The organism is Actinomadura rifamycini DSM 43936 (assembly GCF_000425065.1).
GTDB lineage: Bacteria > Actinomycetota > Actinomycetes > Streptosporangiales > Streptosporangiaceae > Spirillospora > Spirillospora rifamycini.
Map to the genome: position 1 here is coordinate 1 of NZ_AULB01000025.1, position 15,268 is coordinate 15,268.

The 15,268-nt window shown below is 75.4% G+C and carries 13 protein-coding genes; 10 read left to right on the forward strand and 3 right to left on the reverse strand.

Annotation, left to right across the window (positions count from 1 at the left end):
• Positions 1-279: 279 nt before the first annotated feature.
• From H505_RS50020 to H505_RS0123310, 5 genes are all read left to right on the forward strand, one after another.
• Positions 280-1,209 (forward strand): hypothetical protein, encoded by a 930-nt coding sequence (locus H505_RS50020; protein ID WP_157433099.1) that lies wholly within the window; start codon positions 280-282, stop codon positions 1,207-1,209.
• Between the two features lie 166 nt (positions 1,210-1,375).
• Positions 1,376-4,579, forward strand: a complete 3,204-nt coding sequence (locus tag H505_RS48025; RefSeq protein WP_157433100.1) for a hypothetical protein — start codon at positions 1,376-1,378, stop codon at positions 4,577-4,579.
• Positions 4,580-4,686: 107 nt separating this feature from the next.
• Positions 4,687-5,895, forward strand: coding sequence for an AAA family ATPase (locus H505_RS0123300; RefSeq protein WP_034519547.1), 1,209 nt, complete (start codon positions 4,687-4,689; stop codon positions 5,893-5,895).
• Positions 5,892-6,749: a DUF7192 family protein gene (locus H505_RS0123305; protein WP_026403902.1), complete on the forward strand. Its 858-nt coding sequence runs from the start codon at positions 5,892-5,894 to the stop codon at positions 6,747-6,749. Before H505_RS0123300 ends, H505_RS0123305 begins: the two co-directional genes overlap by 4 nt.
• Before the next feature lie 120 nt (positions 6,750-6,869).
• Complete coding sequence (locus H505_RS0123310; protein WP_026403903.1) at positions 6,870-8,537, forward strand: catalase; 1,668 nt, start codon at positions 6,870-6,872, stop codon at positions 8,535-8,537.
• 53 nt (positions 8,538-8,590) lie between these two features.
• Here the strand turns inward: H505_RS0123310 and H505_RS0123315 are convergent, their stop codons facing one another.
• Entirely contained in the window at positions 8,591-9,025 is a 435-nt protein-coding gene (locus H505_RS0123315; protein WP_026403904.1) for a PucR-like N-terminal domain-containing protein, read from the reverse strand.
• Positions 9,026-9,150: 125 nt separating this feature from the next.
• Entirely contained in the window at positions 9,151-10,293 is a 1,143-nt protein-coding gene (locus tag H505_RS0123320; protein WP_026403905.1) for a diaminopropionate ammonia-lyase, read from the reverse strand.
• A 90-nt stretch (positions 10,294-10,383) separates the two neighbouring features.
• Here H505_RS0123320 and H505_RS43905 point away from each other — a divergent pair, with 90 nt between their 5' ends.
• From H505_RS43905 to H505_RS50025, 3 genes are all read left to right on the forward strand, one after another.
• Positions 10,384-11,340, forward strand: coding sequence for a LysR family transcriptional regulator (locus tag H505_RS43905; RefSeq protein ID WP_084550687.1), 957 nt, complete (start codon positions 10,384-10,386; stop codon positions 11,338-11,340).
• A 291-nt stretch (positions 11,341-11,631) separates the two neighbouring features.
• Positions 11,632-11,967: a hypothetical protein gene (locus tag H505_RS43910; RefSeq protein WP_051301080.1), complete on the forward strand. Its 336-nt coding sequence runs from the start codon at positions 11,632-11,634 to the stop codon at positions 11,965-11,967.
• A 49-nt stretch (positions 11,968-12,016) separates the two neighbouring features.
• A complete protein-coding gene (locus H505_RS50025) occupies positions 12,017-12,178 on the forward strand; it encodes a hypothetical protein (protein WP_157433101.1) in 162 nt (53 codons plus the stop codon).
• Positions 12,179-12,259: 81 nt separating this feature from the next.
• Here H505_RS50025 and H505_RS0123340 read toward each other — a convergent pair whose 3' ends face one another.
• Positions 12,260-12,469: a hypothetical protein gene (locus H505_RS0123340; RefSeq protein WP_026403906.1), complete on the reverse strand. Its 210-nt coding sequence runs from the start codon at positions 12,467-12,469 to the stop codon at positions 12,260-12,262.
• Between the two features lie 121 nt (positions 12,470-12,590).
• On the opposite strand from H505_RS0123340, the gene H505_RS0123345 reads away from it, so the two are divergent.
• Positions 12,591-13,334 (forward strand): MerR family transcriptional regulator, encoded by a 744-nt coding sequence (locus H505_RS0123345; RefSeq protein ID WP_245592613.1) that lies wholly within the window; start codon positions 12,591-12,593, stop codon positions 13,332-13,334.
• 80 nt (positions 13,335-13,414) lie between these two features.
• Positions 13,415-15,193: a S9 family peptidase gene (locus H505_RS0123350; protein ID WP_026403908.1), complete on the forward strand. Its 1,779-nt coding sequence runs from the start codon at positions 13,415-13,417 to the stop codon at positions 15,191-15,193.
• Positions 15,194-15,268 lie beyond the last annotated feature (75 nt).

Sequence of the window (15,268 nt, forward strand, 5' to 3'; positions counted from 1 at the left end):
GGTGTGGCTCGTGGGGTGGGGGACGAACTCGGCGGCGGCGAGCCGGTGCGTCCGGCCGCACCGCGGCCCGGGTCCGGCGGGCCGGTGCGGACGCTGCCCGCACCCGTGCCCGGCGGGCCGGTGCGGACCCTGCCCGCGCCTGCCGGGCCGCAGGCGGGGCCGGGGCGGCCCTCGGGGCCGGCTGCGCCCGCGCCGGACCGGCCGCCGCTCGGAAACCCCAGGCCGGGGCCGGTCCCCGAGTGGGACGAGACCGGGCCGACCGTCAAGCGGGAACCGCCCATGCCGGACCGCCCTCCGCAGCAGCCGCGGCAGCCGAAGCCGCAGGCGCCGACGTTCACGCCCGACAAGGCCCCCGGCATCACGGGCAAGTCGCCGCTGCGGGGGCGCAACATCGCCGCCGAGGTCGCCACCATCGGGCTGGAGGGGCTGTACGGGAGGTTGCTCGCCCCGAAACTGAACTGGGTGGCCCAGAAGATCACCGAGGACCCGGAGTTCGCGCGGCAGTTCGCGGACGAGTACGACCGGTACCAGGACCTTTCGTGGGTCGAGCGCCGCACGCGGGACTTCAGCCAGTTCTTCGGTGCCGACTCGGAGCGGTTCCCGGAAGACTACTTCGTGCCCGAGTTGCGGGAGCTCGTGGAGGAGGTGCTGAATCCCCCGGCGCCGCAGCAGACGTCGCCGCCCGCACCGGACGACGACCGGACCAGGTTCGGTGTGATGACCCCCAGGGACGAGGCCGACACCCGCACGACCGAGGCGGTCTACCGCTACAAGGTCGGGGAGGAAGGCGAGAACCTGGACCTGCTGCTCCGGGACGAGCCGCGCCGGGCGCCCGCGCCGTCCGGGGAGTCCGGTCCGGAGCGGGAGGAGAAGGGCGAGTCCGGTCTCGAGCGGCACCAGCGGCTCATGGACCGGATGGACGAGCGCCGCGAGGAGAAGGAGGAGCGGCGGGAGCGCGAGGCCGAGAAGGAGCAGGAGCGCCTCGACGCGCGGGACGGCGGCGGCCGCGGCGGGGACGGCGGCCCGCCGCCCGCCCAGGGGCCGTCGAGCCCGCCGCCGGCCGCGAGCCCTCCGGCGTCCGGTGGCGGGGGTGCGCCGTCGGGTGGCGGCGGTCCGGCTCCCGCGCCCGCACCGGAGCGGTTGCACCGGCTGGAGCGGGGGCCCGAGGACGACGGCGGGCCGTCCGGTGACGCGTCCGTCCGTGTCTGACCCGCGTTCCGTCTGAGCGAGGCCCGCGCCGACCGGCGCGGGCCTCGCGCGCGCGGGCGTCCCTGGGGTGTCCGGGAAGTGTCCGGGAGGTGTCCGGACGCCCCGGAAGGGTTGCCGGACGCCTCGCCGGACGGATGGGCTGGCGAGCATGATCAGACCGATACGAGTGGGCTTGACCCTGGGCGGGGGATTCCTCTTCACCGTCCTCGGTGCCTTGGCCCACGACGTGCTGGCGGCGGACGCCGCGCACGCGGCGGAGGGGCCCGCGCCCCCGAGGCTCGTGCACGCGGCGTCGTCCCCGAGCGCGTCGGACAACCCCTTCGCGCAGCGCCTCGAGGAGCAGCAGCGGCGGCTGCGCGAGCGGATCGAGCGGGCCCAGGAGCAGTACCGGGTGCCGCAGACCCGGCCGCGGGACGCGGAGCCGCGCCCGTCCTCGAACGCACCGGACCGGCCCGTCCAGTTCGGCGGTGCGGACGGCCCGGACGGCGCCGGCGACCAGGACGAGCCCGGGCGGACCCCGAACCCGGAGCGGCCCGAGGACACCCCGGCCAAGCCCGGACCGGACCCGGCCCCGGGCGTCCCGGGCGCGGACGGTCCCGGTTCGTCCGATGCCCCGGACCTCCCCGAGAGCGTGCCGCCGGCCTCCGGACCGGTGGGACGGGACGGCGAGGAGGACCGCACGGCGCCCGAGCGGCGCACCACCTCCGGGTGGCGCGGACGCCTCGGACCCGTCGGGCGCGGGCCGTTCCATCCCGAGCCCTGGATCATGACGAGTCCGCGCACGATGCGGGTGCTGTGGGGGCGGACCGCCGCCGCGGGCGAGGCCATCGACCCCCTGGCCCAGCGGGCCGTGTACAGCGGTGGGCCGATACTCGCGGACGGCACCAACCCCTTCGACAACCCCGTTACGCCGCTTCGCTTCGTGCAGCCGGTCGGGGACTTCCTCGAGCCGTACCTGCGGGAGCACCGCGCGCAGGCGCTTACGAGGGCCGAGAAGCGGGCGGAACGCGCCGCCCAGGCCGTCGAGCGCGCACGTAGCCAAGGGGCCGGCACTCAGCGCGCCTACCGGCGTCTGGCCAAGGCCAACCAGGCCCTCGTCAAGGCGCGCCAGAAGCACGTGCAGGCGGTCCGCAAGGACCTGGTGGGGACGCAGCAGCGTCTCGAACGACTCGAGGCGAAGCGCGCCAACACCCGCAACCCGCTGACCCGCGGGCTCGTCTCCGACGACCTGGTCATGGCGCGCCATGCCCGGTGGAGCGCCGTGCTCGCCGCCGAGCAGCTCGACGACGAGTCCTGGGCGCGCGGGGCAGGCTGGCGCCCGGGCGAGGGCGACCGGTCCCTGTCCCCCAAGCCGTCCGGACGCACCCAGCAGCAGCCGTCGTCCGGACGCACCGGGCAGTCGTCCGGACGGACCGGCGGCACGGCTCCGCGCACCGGGCCGATCCCCGGACGGGGCAGGCAGCAGGGCACCTGGCCCAGCCTCCGCACCGGACCCACCGCACCGGCCGCGGCCCCACGCACCGGACCCAGCACCGGACGCACCGCGCCGGCCGGCACCCAGCGCACCGGGCCCATCCCCGGACGCGGCGGCCGACAGGGCACCTGGCCCAGCCTCCGCACCGGACCGGGCACCGGACGCACCGCGCCAGCCGCGGCCCCGCGCACTGGCCCCGGCACTGGACGCACCGCACCGGTCGCCAACCGGCGTACCGGGCCCATTCCCGGGCGCGGCAGGCAGCAGGGCACCTGGCCCAGCCTGCGCACCGGACCGGGAACCGGACGCACCGCGCCGGCCACAGCCCCCCGCACGGGGCCCAGCGCCGGACGAACCGAACCGGCCGGCACCCAGCGCACCGGGCCCATTCCTGGGCGAGGCGGGCGACAGGGCACCTGGCCCAGCCTGCGCGCCGGACGCACCGCGCCGGCCGCCAACCCGCGTACCGGGCCCATTCCCGGGCGCGGCAATCGCCAGGGTGCCTGGCCGAGTCTCCGTGCGGGCGGCGCCGGACGTGCCGCGCCGGGCGCGAGCGCGCCGCGGGGTGGGGACGATGGGTCCGGGCCCCGCTTCGGGGGGAACGGGCCGAGCGGGCCGCGTGGGACCGGTGGTGACGGTGGGGGTCTCCCGCCGACGCGGCCGGGGCCGTCCACGGGGCCCAAGCCCGTGGCGCCCGCGCCGTCCGGTGGGGCGGCGGACCCGGTGCCGCCCGGGCGGAGCTGGCCGGCGCGCGGGGTTCCCGGGGCGTCGGGCGGTCCGGTCGCGCCGCCGACCGGACCCGGCACGCCGACCGGACCCGGGACGCCGCCCGGTGGGGCGGGTCGTCCGTCGGTGCCGGGGTCCTCGCCCGGGGGTGTGGTGCCTCCGGCGGGTCCGGAGACGCAGCCCGGTCAGGTGCCTCCGGTGAAGCTTCCGCCGGGGGCGGGACGGCCGCCGGTCGTCGGGGTTCCGCCGTCGGCCCGGTTCCAGGGCATGACCGGGGGCTACGGCATGGCGATGAGCGGGATGGCGATGAACGCGCAGGTCATCTCGCTCAACTACGGGTTCCAGCGGGCCGAGGAAGCCAGGACGAGGGCGGACGAGCTGGCCGAGGAGTTCGCCACCGACAGGGGCGCGGCCAAGGAGTTCGTGGACGAGTACAACGAGCGGAACCGCGACTGGTGGTCGCAGGTGACCTGGGGGTTCGGCGACCACAGGTTCAAGTCCGGCGAGCTGAGCCGGGAGCTGCTCGATCGCGTCAAGGCGATGTACCCCGATCTGTTCGTGCAGCGGATCGAGGAGCCGGAGGCTCCGCCGCTGACGCCGGAGGAGATCGAGCGGCTGCCCGATCCGGCGGTGTACCGGGCGCCGGTGGGGAAGGAGGGCGTGGGCCTCGACCAGACCCTGCTGCTCCGCGATCCGAAGCCGACCGTGGTCGCGCCGGAAGGGGAGCCCGCGCCGGGTGCGGAGTCCCGTGACGACCGTCCGCCGCGGACGGGGGTGCGGCAGTACGGCCGGGAGCTGCGGCACGGTGCCGGGTCGGGCGGCCGCATGCCCCACGAGGGGTGGCGGAGCGACGACGCGCCGCGCTACGGGAACCGGGACGAGGACGAGCGTGACGGCTCCTCGCAGCGGCGCGAGGGCAACATGCTGCACGAGGGCGGCGGCCGCGGGCCGTCGGGGCCGCCGTCCGGTGGCGCGCCGTCCGGGTCCGCCCCGGCGCCGTCCGCGCCTCCGTCCGGGGGCGGCGGGCAGCCGAGTCCGGGCAACGCCGGCGGTCCGCCGGCCAGCGGCGGGAGTGGGCCGGCGCCCGATCCCGGCCGGGGCCGGCTGAAGCGGCTGGAGCGGGGGCCCGAAGGCCGTTCGGGCAACGCTTCCCCGGACGTCCGGGTGTAGAAGCCCGGGACCGTTTCGTCCGAACGAGGCCCGCGCCGGCGACGGCGCGGGCCTCACCCGTTCGTCCGGCGGGAGGGGTCCCGGGGGCGGCGGCCGATACTTCGGGCATGCGGAAGAGTTCACGGGCGGAGGTCCGCCGGATCGCGGGGGCGGTCGCGTTCGACACGGTCATGCACCACGCGGACGCGTTCGCGCGGACGGCGTACGCCGAGGAGACGATGGGGGCGGCGGCGCGGCGGGTGGCCGAGCGGGTCGCGCGGGCGGTGGCGGGGGAGCGCGTCGCGGAGGCCGAGGTGATCGTGCGGTCCGCGGAGGGGGCGGCCGAGGAGGTCGCGGCGCGCACCGCGGAGAAGGTGGCCGAGTCGGCGTCGGCGGAGACGCTGAAGCGGGCGCTCGCGGCGGTGGAGGAGGAGCTCGGGGACGCGTGGGAGGCGCTGGAGGAGTCGCGGACCGAGCTGGCCCGGACGGTCGGGGAGTTCGCGCGCGGCGAGGCGGCGCGGGCCGTGGCCGAGGCCGCCGCGGAGGCGGTGCCGCCCGTGGTGGAGGTGCGGGTGGGCGCCGCGGCGGAGGCCGTCCGGGTCGGCGGGCACACGCACGCGGTGTTCCCCGACCTGGTGCTGGCGCTGGGGGCGGGGTGCCACGTGCTGCTGGTGGGTCCGGCGGGGACGGGGAAGTCGATGATGGCGCAGCAGGCCGCGGAGGCGTTCGGGCAGGAGTTCCACGCGCTGTCGCTGGGGCCGACGACGCCGATGAGCAAGATCTTCGGCTACTACGACGCGCACGGGAACTACCACGGCACCCCGTTCCGGCGGGCGTTCGAGCACGGCGGGCTGATGCTGCTCGACGAGCTGGACAGCGGCCATCCGGGGCTGCTCGCCGAGCTGAACCAGGCGCTGTCCATCCGGTCGTGCGCGTTCGCCGACGGCATGGTGCGGGCCCACCCGGACTTCCGGCTGGTCGCGACGGCGAACACGTATGGGACGGGCGGCGACCGGCGGTACGTGGGCCGGCAGGCGCTCGACGCGGCGACGCTCGACCGGTTCGCGGTCGTGGACGTCCCGGTCGACGAGGAGCTCGAGGAGCGCGTGGCGCTCGCGCACGCCCCGGACCGGACGGACGACGCCCGCGGGGTGCTCGCGGAGGTGCGGCGGCTGCGGGCGGCGGCCGAGGAGAAGCGGCTCCCGGTGATGTTCTCGCCGCGGGCCTGCATCGACGCGGCGCGGCTGCTGCAGGCGGGGGCGAGCGTCGAGCAGGCGATGCGGTGGCGGGTCGTCCGGGGGATGTCGGCGGCGCACCGTTCGGCGCTCGGGCTGTGAGCGGGGTCGGCGAGACGGTGCACGCGCTGGAGCCGATGTGGTCGTGGCAGGAGTTCGTGGACCGGGCGCGCGAACCCGACAGCATTCCGGACGGCTGCGGCCGCCACGACCGGGGGACGTGGCCGGGCGCGTCCTGGGAGGAGGCGCTGCGGCTGGCGAGGGACGGCTGGGCGACCGTGCTGCCGGAGGTGGACGCCGAGGTCGCCGAGCTGCGGGAACGGGTGCGGGACGAGGTGGTGACGACGGCGCTCGCGCCCGCGTGGGACGTGACGGGCGGGGAGGTGGACGTCGGCGTCTACCTGAGCGGTACGCCGGAGTGCATGGTGGACGCGGTGCCGCAGCGGCTCTCGACGCGGGGCCGCGTGGTGGCGTTCCTCGTCCCGGCCGGGTACGTCCACACGACCCCGCACGCGGCGGTGCGCAACCGGGGGGTGGCGCTGGCCGCGCTGTGCTCGACGATCATCGCGGCGGGGCACAGCGTGGAGGTCTGGTCGGGTTTCTGCGCGCACGTGGGGGCGGGCGAGCGGTACGCGGGGGTGGCGCGGGTGGTGTCGGCGGCGGAGCCGCTGGACATGGGGCGGCTGATGTTCGTGATGGCGCACCCGGCGATGCTGCGGCGCCTGTGGTTCGCGGTCTACGACAGCGCCCCGCGCCCCGTGGCGAGGCGCATGCGCGACCACGAATACGGGCGTGCGCCGTACACCTGCCTTCCGGACGATCTGCCCGACGGGGTCCCCGACCCGTACGTCCTGCCTTACCTCTCGCCGGGCGACCCGCAGTGGGAGACGGCGGAGACCGCGCTGGCCTGGTGCCAGGAGATGTTCACCAGCCTGAACCTTCTCCGCAGCCCGTGAACTGCTCACCGTCTGCGGTCGGGCGTTTACTGAAACAGCACCGCGCGTGACTTTTCCCTGTGTCGCTCCGGGTACGGCGGCCCTGAGGGGACCGTCGCGCAGCGAGAGGAGAGGGGCGTCGTGACCGACGTTTCGAGCAGGGGGTCGCAACCGGGTGACGAGCGGGAGGTGCTGACCAACCGGCAGGGCCATCCGGTCTACGACAACCAGAACCAGCGGACGGTCGGGGCGCGGGGCCCGGCGACGCTGGAGAACTACCAGTTCCTGGAGAAGATCAGCCACTTCGACCGGGAGCGGGTGCCGGAGCGGGTCGTGCACGCGCGCGGCGTGACGGCGTTCGGGTACTTCGAGGCGTACGGCCGGTGGGGCGACGAGCCGATCGCGAACTACACGCGCGCGAAGCTGTTCCAGGAGGAGGGGAAGCGGACGCCGCTGGCGATCCGGTTCTCGACGGTCATCGGCGGCCGCGACTCGGCGGAGACGGCGCGCGACCCGCGGGGCTTCGCGGTGAAGTTCTACACCGAGGACGGCAACTGGGACCTGGTGGGGAACAACCTGGCGGTGTTCTTCATCCGGGACGCGATCAAGTTCCCGGACGTCATCCATGCGCTGAAGCCGGACCCGGTGACGTTCCGGCAGGAGCCGAACCGGATCTTCGACTTCATGTCGCAGACGCCGGAGGCGCTGCACATGCTCGTGAACCTGTTCAGCCCGCGGGGGATCCCTTCCGACTACCGGCACATGCAGGGGTTCGGGGTGAACACCTACAAGTGGGTGAACCAGGCCGGGGAGACCAAGCTGGTCAAGTACCACTGGATGCCGAAGCAGGGCGTCCGGAGCATGACGGAGGCGGACGCCGCCGCCGTGCAGGCGAGCGACCTGGGGCACGCGACGCGGGACCTGCACGAGGCGATCGACCGGGGCGACTTCCCGGAGTGGGAGCTCGTCGTGCAGATGATGGACGACCACGAGCACCCGGAGCTCGACTTCGACCCGCTGGACGACACGAAGGTGTGGCCGGAGAACGAGTTCCCGCCGCAGCCGGTCGGGCGGATGGTGCTGAACGAGAACGTGAAGGACAACTTCGCGGAGAACGAGCAGATCTCGTTCGGGACGGGCGTCCTGGTGGACGGGCTCGACTTCTCCGACGACAAGATGCTGGTGGGGCGCACGTTCTCCTACAGCGACACCCAGCGGTTCCGGGTGGGCCCGAACTACCTGCAGCTTCCGGTCAACCGGGCCAAGAGCGCCACCGTGCGGACGAACCAGCGGGACGGCCAGATGGCCTACTACGTCGACGGCTCCGGCGACAACCCGCACGTGAACTACGAGCCGTCCATCACGGGGGGCCTGCGGGAGGCGCAGTACCCGACGTCGGACGACGAGGGCCCGGAGATCGTCGGCCGGGTGACGCGCAAGCGGATCCCGCGGACGAACGACTACGTGCAGGCCGGGCAGCGGTACCTGCTGATGGAGGACTGGGAGCGGGACTCGCTGGTCGAGACGTTCGTGGGGCAGCTGTCGCAGTGCGAGCGGCCGATCCAGGAGCGGATGGTGTGGCACTTCCTGCTGGCGGAGGACGATCTGGGCCTCCGGGTCGGCGAGGGGCTCGGAATCGGGCCGGACGCCGTCGCGCACCTGGACCCGCTGCCGGGGCAGACGCTGACGGACGAGGACGAGCGGCGCCGCGCGAACCTCGGCAAGAACGGGTCGCGGGACGTCGGGGATCTGAAGATGACGCACTGCGTGCCGAACGAGCGGGCCGTCCACCATTTCGGGGAGGGGTGACGGCCCGCCGGAGCGGCGCGCGGTGACGGGTTCCGGCGGCCGCCCCTTCCGCGTCAGGGGCGGCCGTCGGCCGCGTACGCGATGCGGTGCGCGGTGAGGGCCGCGTCGATGATCTCGGCTTCGCCGGTGAAGGCGCGTTCCATGACGGCGACGAACTCGTCGTTGGGCGGGTAGAGCCGCGCGGCGGCACCGGCCATCTCGCGGACGAGGATGCGGGCGCCCGTGCGGAGCGCGGACTCGAGCTGGCGGACGTCCTGGCCGGCGCGGGCGGAGCGGGCGCCGAGGCGGCGGAACCAGTCGAGGGCGGCGGCTTTGCCGTGGGCGCCCGCGTAGACGGCGAGGGCGTCGCGCAGGGCGCGGGCGACGACCTTGTCGGGCAGGTGGGCGTAGGCGGGGACGCGGACGGTGATGTCGCCGGCGACCTCGGCGGCGATCTCGTCGAGGCGGTCGTTGAGGCGGTCGGCCACGGGTGCCGCGATGGTCCGCATCGGTCACCTCCGCACGGGTCGGTGGTTCGCGGTGGTGCCGTACCCGCGAGTAGTGGCATGTTACCGACGCGTAGAACGCCTGTCCCCCCTGATTTCACCCCGATTCCGGAGATATGTCCCCCGGGTCAGGGCCGGGCGCCGGCGGCGACCGCCGGGTTCGCGGAGGCCCCCTCCGTCGCGAGCAGCACGACCGTCCGGTCGCGGCCGTCCGGGAGGTCCGCGCGGCGGCCGGGGGCGAGCGCGGCGCGGACGCCCGCCAGGGACGCGGCGCCGCACGGCCCGGCGGGGACGCCGAGCGCCGCGAGGTCGCGGGCGGCGCGGGCCGCGGCCGCGTCGGACACCGACACGGCCGCGTCGACGCCGTCCCGCAGGTGCGGCCAGGCGAGCGCGGACGGCGCCGCGCAGTGCAGCCCGGACATGATCGTCGCCCGCGTGCCGATCGTCGTGAACCGTCCGGCGGCGAGGCTCGCGAGCAGGCAGGGCGCCGCGTCCGGCTCGACCGTCAGCAGCACGGGGGACGCCCCGCCCGTCCGGTAGTGCGCGACGGCGGCCTGGGCCAGCGACCCCACCCCCACCGGGACGGCGACGAGGCCCGGCGGCTCGGCCCCGCGCGCGCGCAGCTCGTCGTCGATCTCGGTGAAAAGCGTGGAGTACCCGTCCACGATCCACTGCGGCACCTGCTCGTGGCCGGGCACGGACGTGTCCTGGACGAGCAGGGCGTCCGGGGCCGACGCGGCCTCCGCGGCGAGCCGGACCGCCTCCTCGTAGGACCCCGCGACCCGCGTGACGCGCGCGCCCTCGCCCTCGATCGCCGCGACCGCCGCGCGGTGGACGCCGTCCGGCAGGTAGACGCGGGCGCGCGCGCCGAGCAGCCGCGCCATCGCGGCGACCGCCCGTCCGTGGTTGCCCTCCGTCGCCGTGACCAGCTCGACCGGACGTCCGCCGCGCACGCGCGCACGCAGCCGTTCGAGCGTCGGCTCCACGACGCCGCAGTGCTCGGACACGGCCCGGAAGGCGCCCCACGACGCGCCGAGCATCTTGAACGCGGGCAGGCCCAGCCGGGACGACTCGTCCTTCACGAACAGCCGGCGGACGCCCAGTTCGGCGGCGAGCGCCGGGAGTTCGACCAGCGGGGTCGGCGCGTAGCCGGGCAGCGTCCGGTGGAAGGCGGCGACGGCGGCGCGGGGAGCGGGCGGCGGTCCGGACGGCCGGTCCCGGGCGGCGGACCGGGGGCGGACGTACCAGGAGGTTCGGGTCATCGTCGTCATACGTTCAGGCTTGCGCAGCGTCGTTCGATCGGTCCAGCGCATGTTTCCGAGCGATAATCATCAGCAGAACCGAACGATCGGAGGGCGGGGATGCTGGACCTGCACCGGCTGCGGCTGCTGCGCGAACTGAAGCACCGCGGGACGCTCGCCGCCGTCGCCGAGGCGCTCGCGTACAGCCCGTCGACGGTCTCCCAGCAGCTCTCGGTGCTGGAGCGGGAGGCGGGGGTGCGGCTGCTCGAACCGGTCGGGCGCCGGGTGCGGCTCACCCCGCAGGCCGAGATCCTCGTCGCGCACACCGAGGCGGTGCTGGAGCGGCTCGAACGCGCGGAGGCCGACCTCGCGGCGTCGCTCGAGGGCCTCACCGGGACGCTGCGCGTCGCCGCGTTCCAGACCGCCGCGCTGGCGCTCGTCCCGGACGCGCTCGGCCGGCTCGGCGCCGCCCACCCGCGGCTGCGCGTCGAGGTCACCCAGTGCGAGCCGGAGAGCGCCCTGCCCGCGCTGCTCGCCCGCGACTTCGACGTCGCCGTCACCGAGGAGTACCCGGACGAGCCGATACCGCGCCCCGACGGCATCGAGTACGCGGAGCTGGGGCGGGACGAGATGCGGCTCGCCCTCCCCGCCGGATCCGCCAACGGAGGCATCGACGGGGAGGCGGCCCCGGCGGCGGCGGCCGGCCTCCCGTGGGTGATGGAGCCCGCGGGGACGGCGTCGCGGCGCTGGGCGACCCGGCTGTGCCGGGACGCCGGGTTCGAGCCGGACGTCCGCTACGAGTCGACCGACCTGCTGCTGCACCTGCGGCTCGTCGAGCGCGGGCACGCCGCCGCCCTGCTCCCCGACCTGGTGTGGACGGGCGCCGCCCCGACCGTCCCGGTCGCGCGGCTGCCGCGGGGGCGGCACGTCCGGCGCCTGTTCGCCGCGACGCGCCGGGGGAGCGGCGCGCACCCGGCCGTCCGCGCGTGGTGCGAGGCCCTCGCCCGCCCCCTGCGGGAACGGCCTCCGCACGAGCATCCCCAAAGCACCCTCAAAGGATTTGCATCCGGCGGCTAAGCTCGGATGCACAACATCCGTTTATCACCACGGAACATCACGTCCCTCCATCGCCGAGGCGACCTTCCGGCCCCCTGACGAGTCCCGCGACACGCCGGGACTCCCGGGCCTCCCAAGTACCCCGAACCCCGTCCACGGGCCGCGTACGGGTGAGCCGCATCCCTTTTGAGGGTGTTTTCCCGGATGGCGATGAGTCCGCCGAACGGGCAGAGTCGGTAACGGCGGCAGAGTCGGCGACGGCGGCAGGGACGCGGACCGGAGAAGGGACCGGGCCGCAGGAAGAAGGCGACGATGTCCGACACCTCGATCCTCACCTCGATGAACACCACCGAACTCGCACGGCTCCTGTACGGCTCCGCGCTGCAGGAGTCCGACCGTCCGTCCGCCGAGCAGGTCCGCGGGGCCGTCCGCGCCCGCCTCGGCGCGTGCGGCGGTGACCGGAGCGCCTGCCTCGCGGAGATCGCGCAGGAGGCCGGCGACCACCCCGACGCCTACCTCGCGCGGATGCGCTGGGCGATCGCCGCGGTGGCCCGCGCCTACGGCCGCCCCTCCGCGCCCCGGGACACGGCCCGCGGGACGTCCCGTGGGACGTCCCGTGGGACGCCCCGCGAACCGACGTGCGCATGAACCGGCCGCCCGTCCGGGTGGTCCGGCCGCGAAGGGAGAGGAGAGGGACATGAAGCCGACGCGCTCACCGTTCGCCGACCGCCGCGAGGACATCGTCCCGCGCGGCCTCCGCGACCTGCTCGCCACCGACCCCGGCACGCCCCCGCGCGGCGAGGACGAACGCCGCAGGCGGCGACGGCGCAGGGTCATGGCCGTCCGCCGCGCCCCCTGACGTCCGCCCGGCCCCCGGCGTCCGTGCGCCCCGCGACGCCGGGGGCGCGGCGGACGCGCGGCCCCGCCGCACGGGCGCGCCTCAGTGGCGCGTCTTCTTCTTCTTTTTGCTCTTCGAGTCGCCGTCCGACTCCCACTCGTAGCCGGGCTCGTTCTTCTCGCAGTGGCTGTCGCTCACCCGCCGGTCGGTGGCGTCGTGCTCGCACCACCGGTCCCCGCCCCCGCCGCACGCCGTCAGGCCGAACGCCGCGACGACCACGGCCATCGTGAGGGCGACTCTTCTGCTCATCATCCTTGCCTTTCCATTCCGAGCCCTCCGGGACGGCGGGCGCGACACTCAGACGTGCGCCGGGCGGTGACCGTTCCGGCGCGCGGGCGGGCCCGGTGCCCGCCGCCGAACTATGCTGACGCCTGTGAGCGATGAGCCCGTGACGGAACCGGACGGACGCGAGTACCGGATCGGGGAGCTCGCGGAGGCCGCGGGCGTCCCGGTCCGCACGCTGCGCTACTACCAGGAGCGCAGGCTGCTGCCGCCGCCGCGCCGCGAGGGCCGCATCGGGCTGTACTCGGAGGAGCACCTCGCCCGGCTGCGCATGATCGCCAACCTGCTGGAGCGCGGCCACACCCTGGAGGGCATCCGGGAGCTGCTGGCGGCGTGGGAGCAGGGCCGCGACATCGAGACCGTGCTCGGCGTCGAGAAAGCGGTCACGACGCCGTGGTCGACCGAGGTGCCGGTCACGATGACGATGGACGAGCTGGCCGCGCTGTTCCCCGACGAGGAGGTCGGCGCCGCGTCCGTGCGGCGCGCCCTCGACCTGGGCCTCATCGAGATCGACGGCGACCGCGTGACGCACTGGAGCCGCCGCCAGCTCGACGCCACGGTGACGCTCGTCCGGGCCGGGGTGCCGCTGGAGGCGGTCCTGTCGGCCGGGCGCGAGCTGCAGCAGAGCATGGACGCCCTCGCCGCGATGTTCGTCGACCTCATCGCCACGCACGTCGTGGGCCGGCTGGAGGAGCAGGACCTCGGCGAGCTGACCGACACGCTGGCGCGGCTGCGGCCGGGCGCCCAGGTCACCGTGGAGGCGGGCTTCGCGGCGGCGATGGACCGGCAGGTGCGCGCGGCCATCGACCGGCTGCTCGGCCCCCTCGCCCCCTGACCCGGCCCCCGGACGCGCGCACCCGCGCGCCCGGGCCCGCACCGGCGCCCGTCCTGGCCCGGGGCGGCCATACTGGGGGCATGGTCGACGAAGAGCGCTGGAAGGCGCGGTTCCGCGCCGCCCGGATCAGCCTGCCCCGATGGGCGCGTGACGCGCCCGACCGCAGCGTCTACCGGTCGAACGTGACCGGCACGTGGGAGATCTACACGTGGGACCGGGCGACCGGCGCGCGGCGGCAGGTCACCGACCGGCCGAACGGGACGTGGACGGGCGGCGTCGACCCGTCCGGCGCGTGGGTGTGGTGGTTCGCCGACACCGACGGCGACGAGTTCGGCGTGTGGAAGCGCGTCGCGTTCGACGCGGAGGACGGCGCGGAGAGCGTCCCGGCCGTCCCGGGGCTGGAGCCGTCGTACCCGGCGGGGCTGTCCCTGGGCGCGAGCGGCCTCGCCGTCGTCGGCCGCACCACGGAGGCGGGCAACACGATCCACCTGTGCCGTCCGGGCGCGGAACCCGAGGTGCTGTACCACCACGCGGAGGACGCGCACGTCGCGGCGCTGTCGCGGGACGAGGCGCTGATCGCGATCGGGCACAGCGAGCACGGCGACAGCCGCCACATGGCGCTGCGCGTCGTCCGCCCGGACGGGTCGACGGTCGCGGACCTGTGGGACGGGCCCGGCAAGGGCGTCTACGGCGCCGGGTTCGCGCCGGTCGCGGGGGACGCGCGGCTGCTGGTGAACCATGAGCGGCGGGGCCGCGACGAGATGCTCGTCTGGGACCCGGTCGCGGGCACCGAGCAGGAGATCGTCCTCGACCTGCCCGGCGAGATCGGCGCGGACTGGTACCCGGACGGGTCGGCGCTGCTGGTGTCGCACTCCCACGAGGCGCGCGACGAGCTGTACCGCTACGACCTCGGCACGGGCGCGCTCACGCGGATCGAGACGCCGCGCGGCGTGATCGGCGGCGCGGACGTCCGCCCGGACGGGACGGTCGAGTTCTCGTGGTCGTCGGCCGCGGAGCCCCCGGTGATCCGGTCGACGTCCGGGGCGGTCGTGCTGACGCCGCCCGGGCCGGCCGCGCCGCCGTCGGTCCCGGTCGAGGACGCGTGGGTGGACGGCCCCGGCGGCCGGATCCACGCGCTGGTCAGCAAGCCCGGCGACGGTTCGGCCGGCCCGTACCCGACGGTGTTCGACGTCCACGGCGGCCCGACCGCGCAGGACGACGACTCGTTCGTCCCGTCCGCCGCGGCCTGGGTCGACCACGGGTTCGCGGTCGTCCGGGTCAACTACCGGGGCTCGACCGGCTACGGGTCGGAGTGGCGGGACGCGATCGAGGGACGGGTCGGGCTCACCGAGCTGGAGGACATCAAGGCCGTCCGCGACTGGGCGGTGGCGTCCGGGCTCGCCGATCCGGACCGGCTCGTCCTGACCGGCGGGTCGTGGGGCGGGTTCCTGACGCTGCTCGGCATCGGCACGCAGCCGGACGACTGGAGCGTCGGCGTCGCGGCCGTGCCGGTCGCCGACTACGTCGCGGCGTACGAGGACGAGATGGAGGGCCTCCAGGCGTTCGACCGGTCGCTGTTCGGCGGGTCGCCCGCGGAGGTCCCGGAGCGGTACCGTGAGTCGTCCCCGATCACGTACGTGGAGCGGGTGCGGGCGCCGGTGCTGGTCCTCGCCGGGGAGAACGACCCGCGCTGCCCGATCCGGCAGATCGACAACTACCTCGCGCGGCTCGCGGAGCTGGGCCTGCCGCACGAGGTGTACCGGTACGACGCCGGGCACGGCTCGCTCGTCGTCGAGGAACGCATCACCCAGATGGCCGCCGAAATCGACTTCGCCCGGAAACATCTCGGTATGTCGTGATCTGACGCGGGGTCGTGCGGATCATCCGCACGACCCCGCGTTTACACGATCAGATGGTGGGGCATCCCTCCGTCG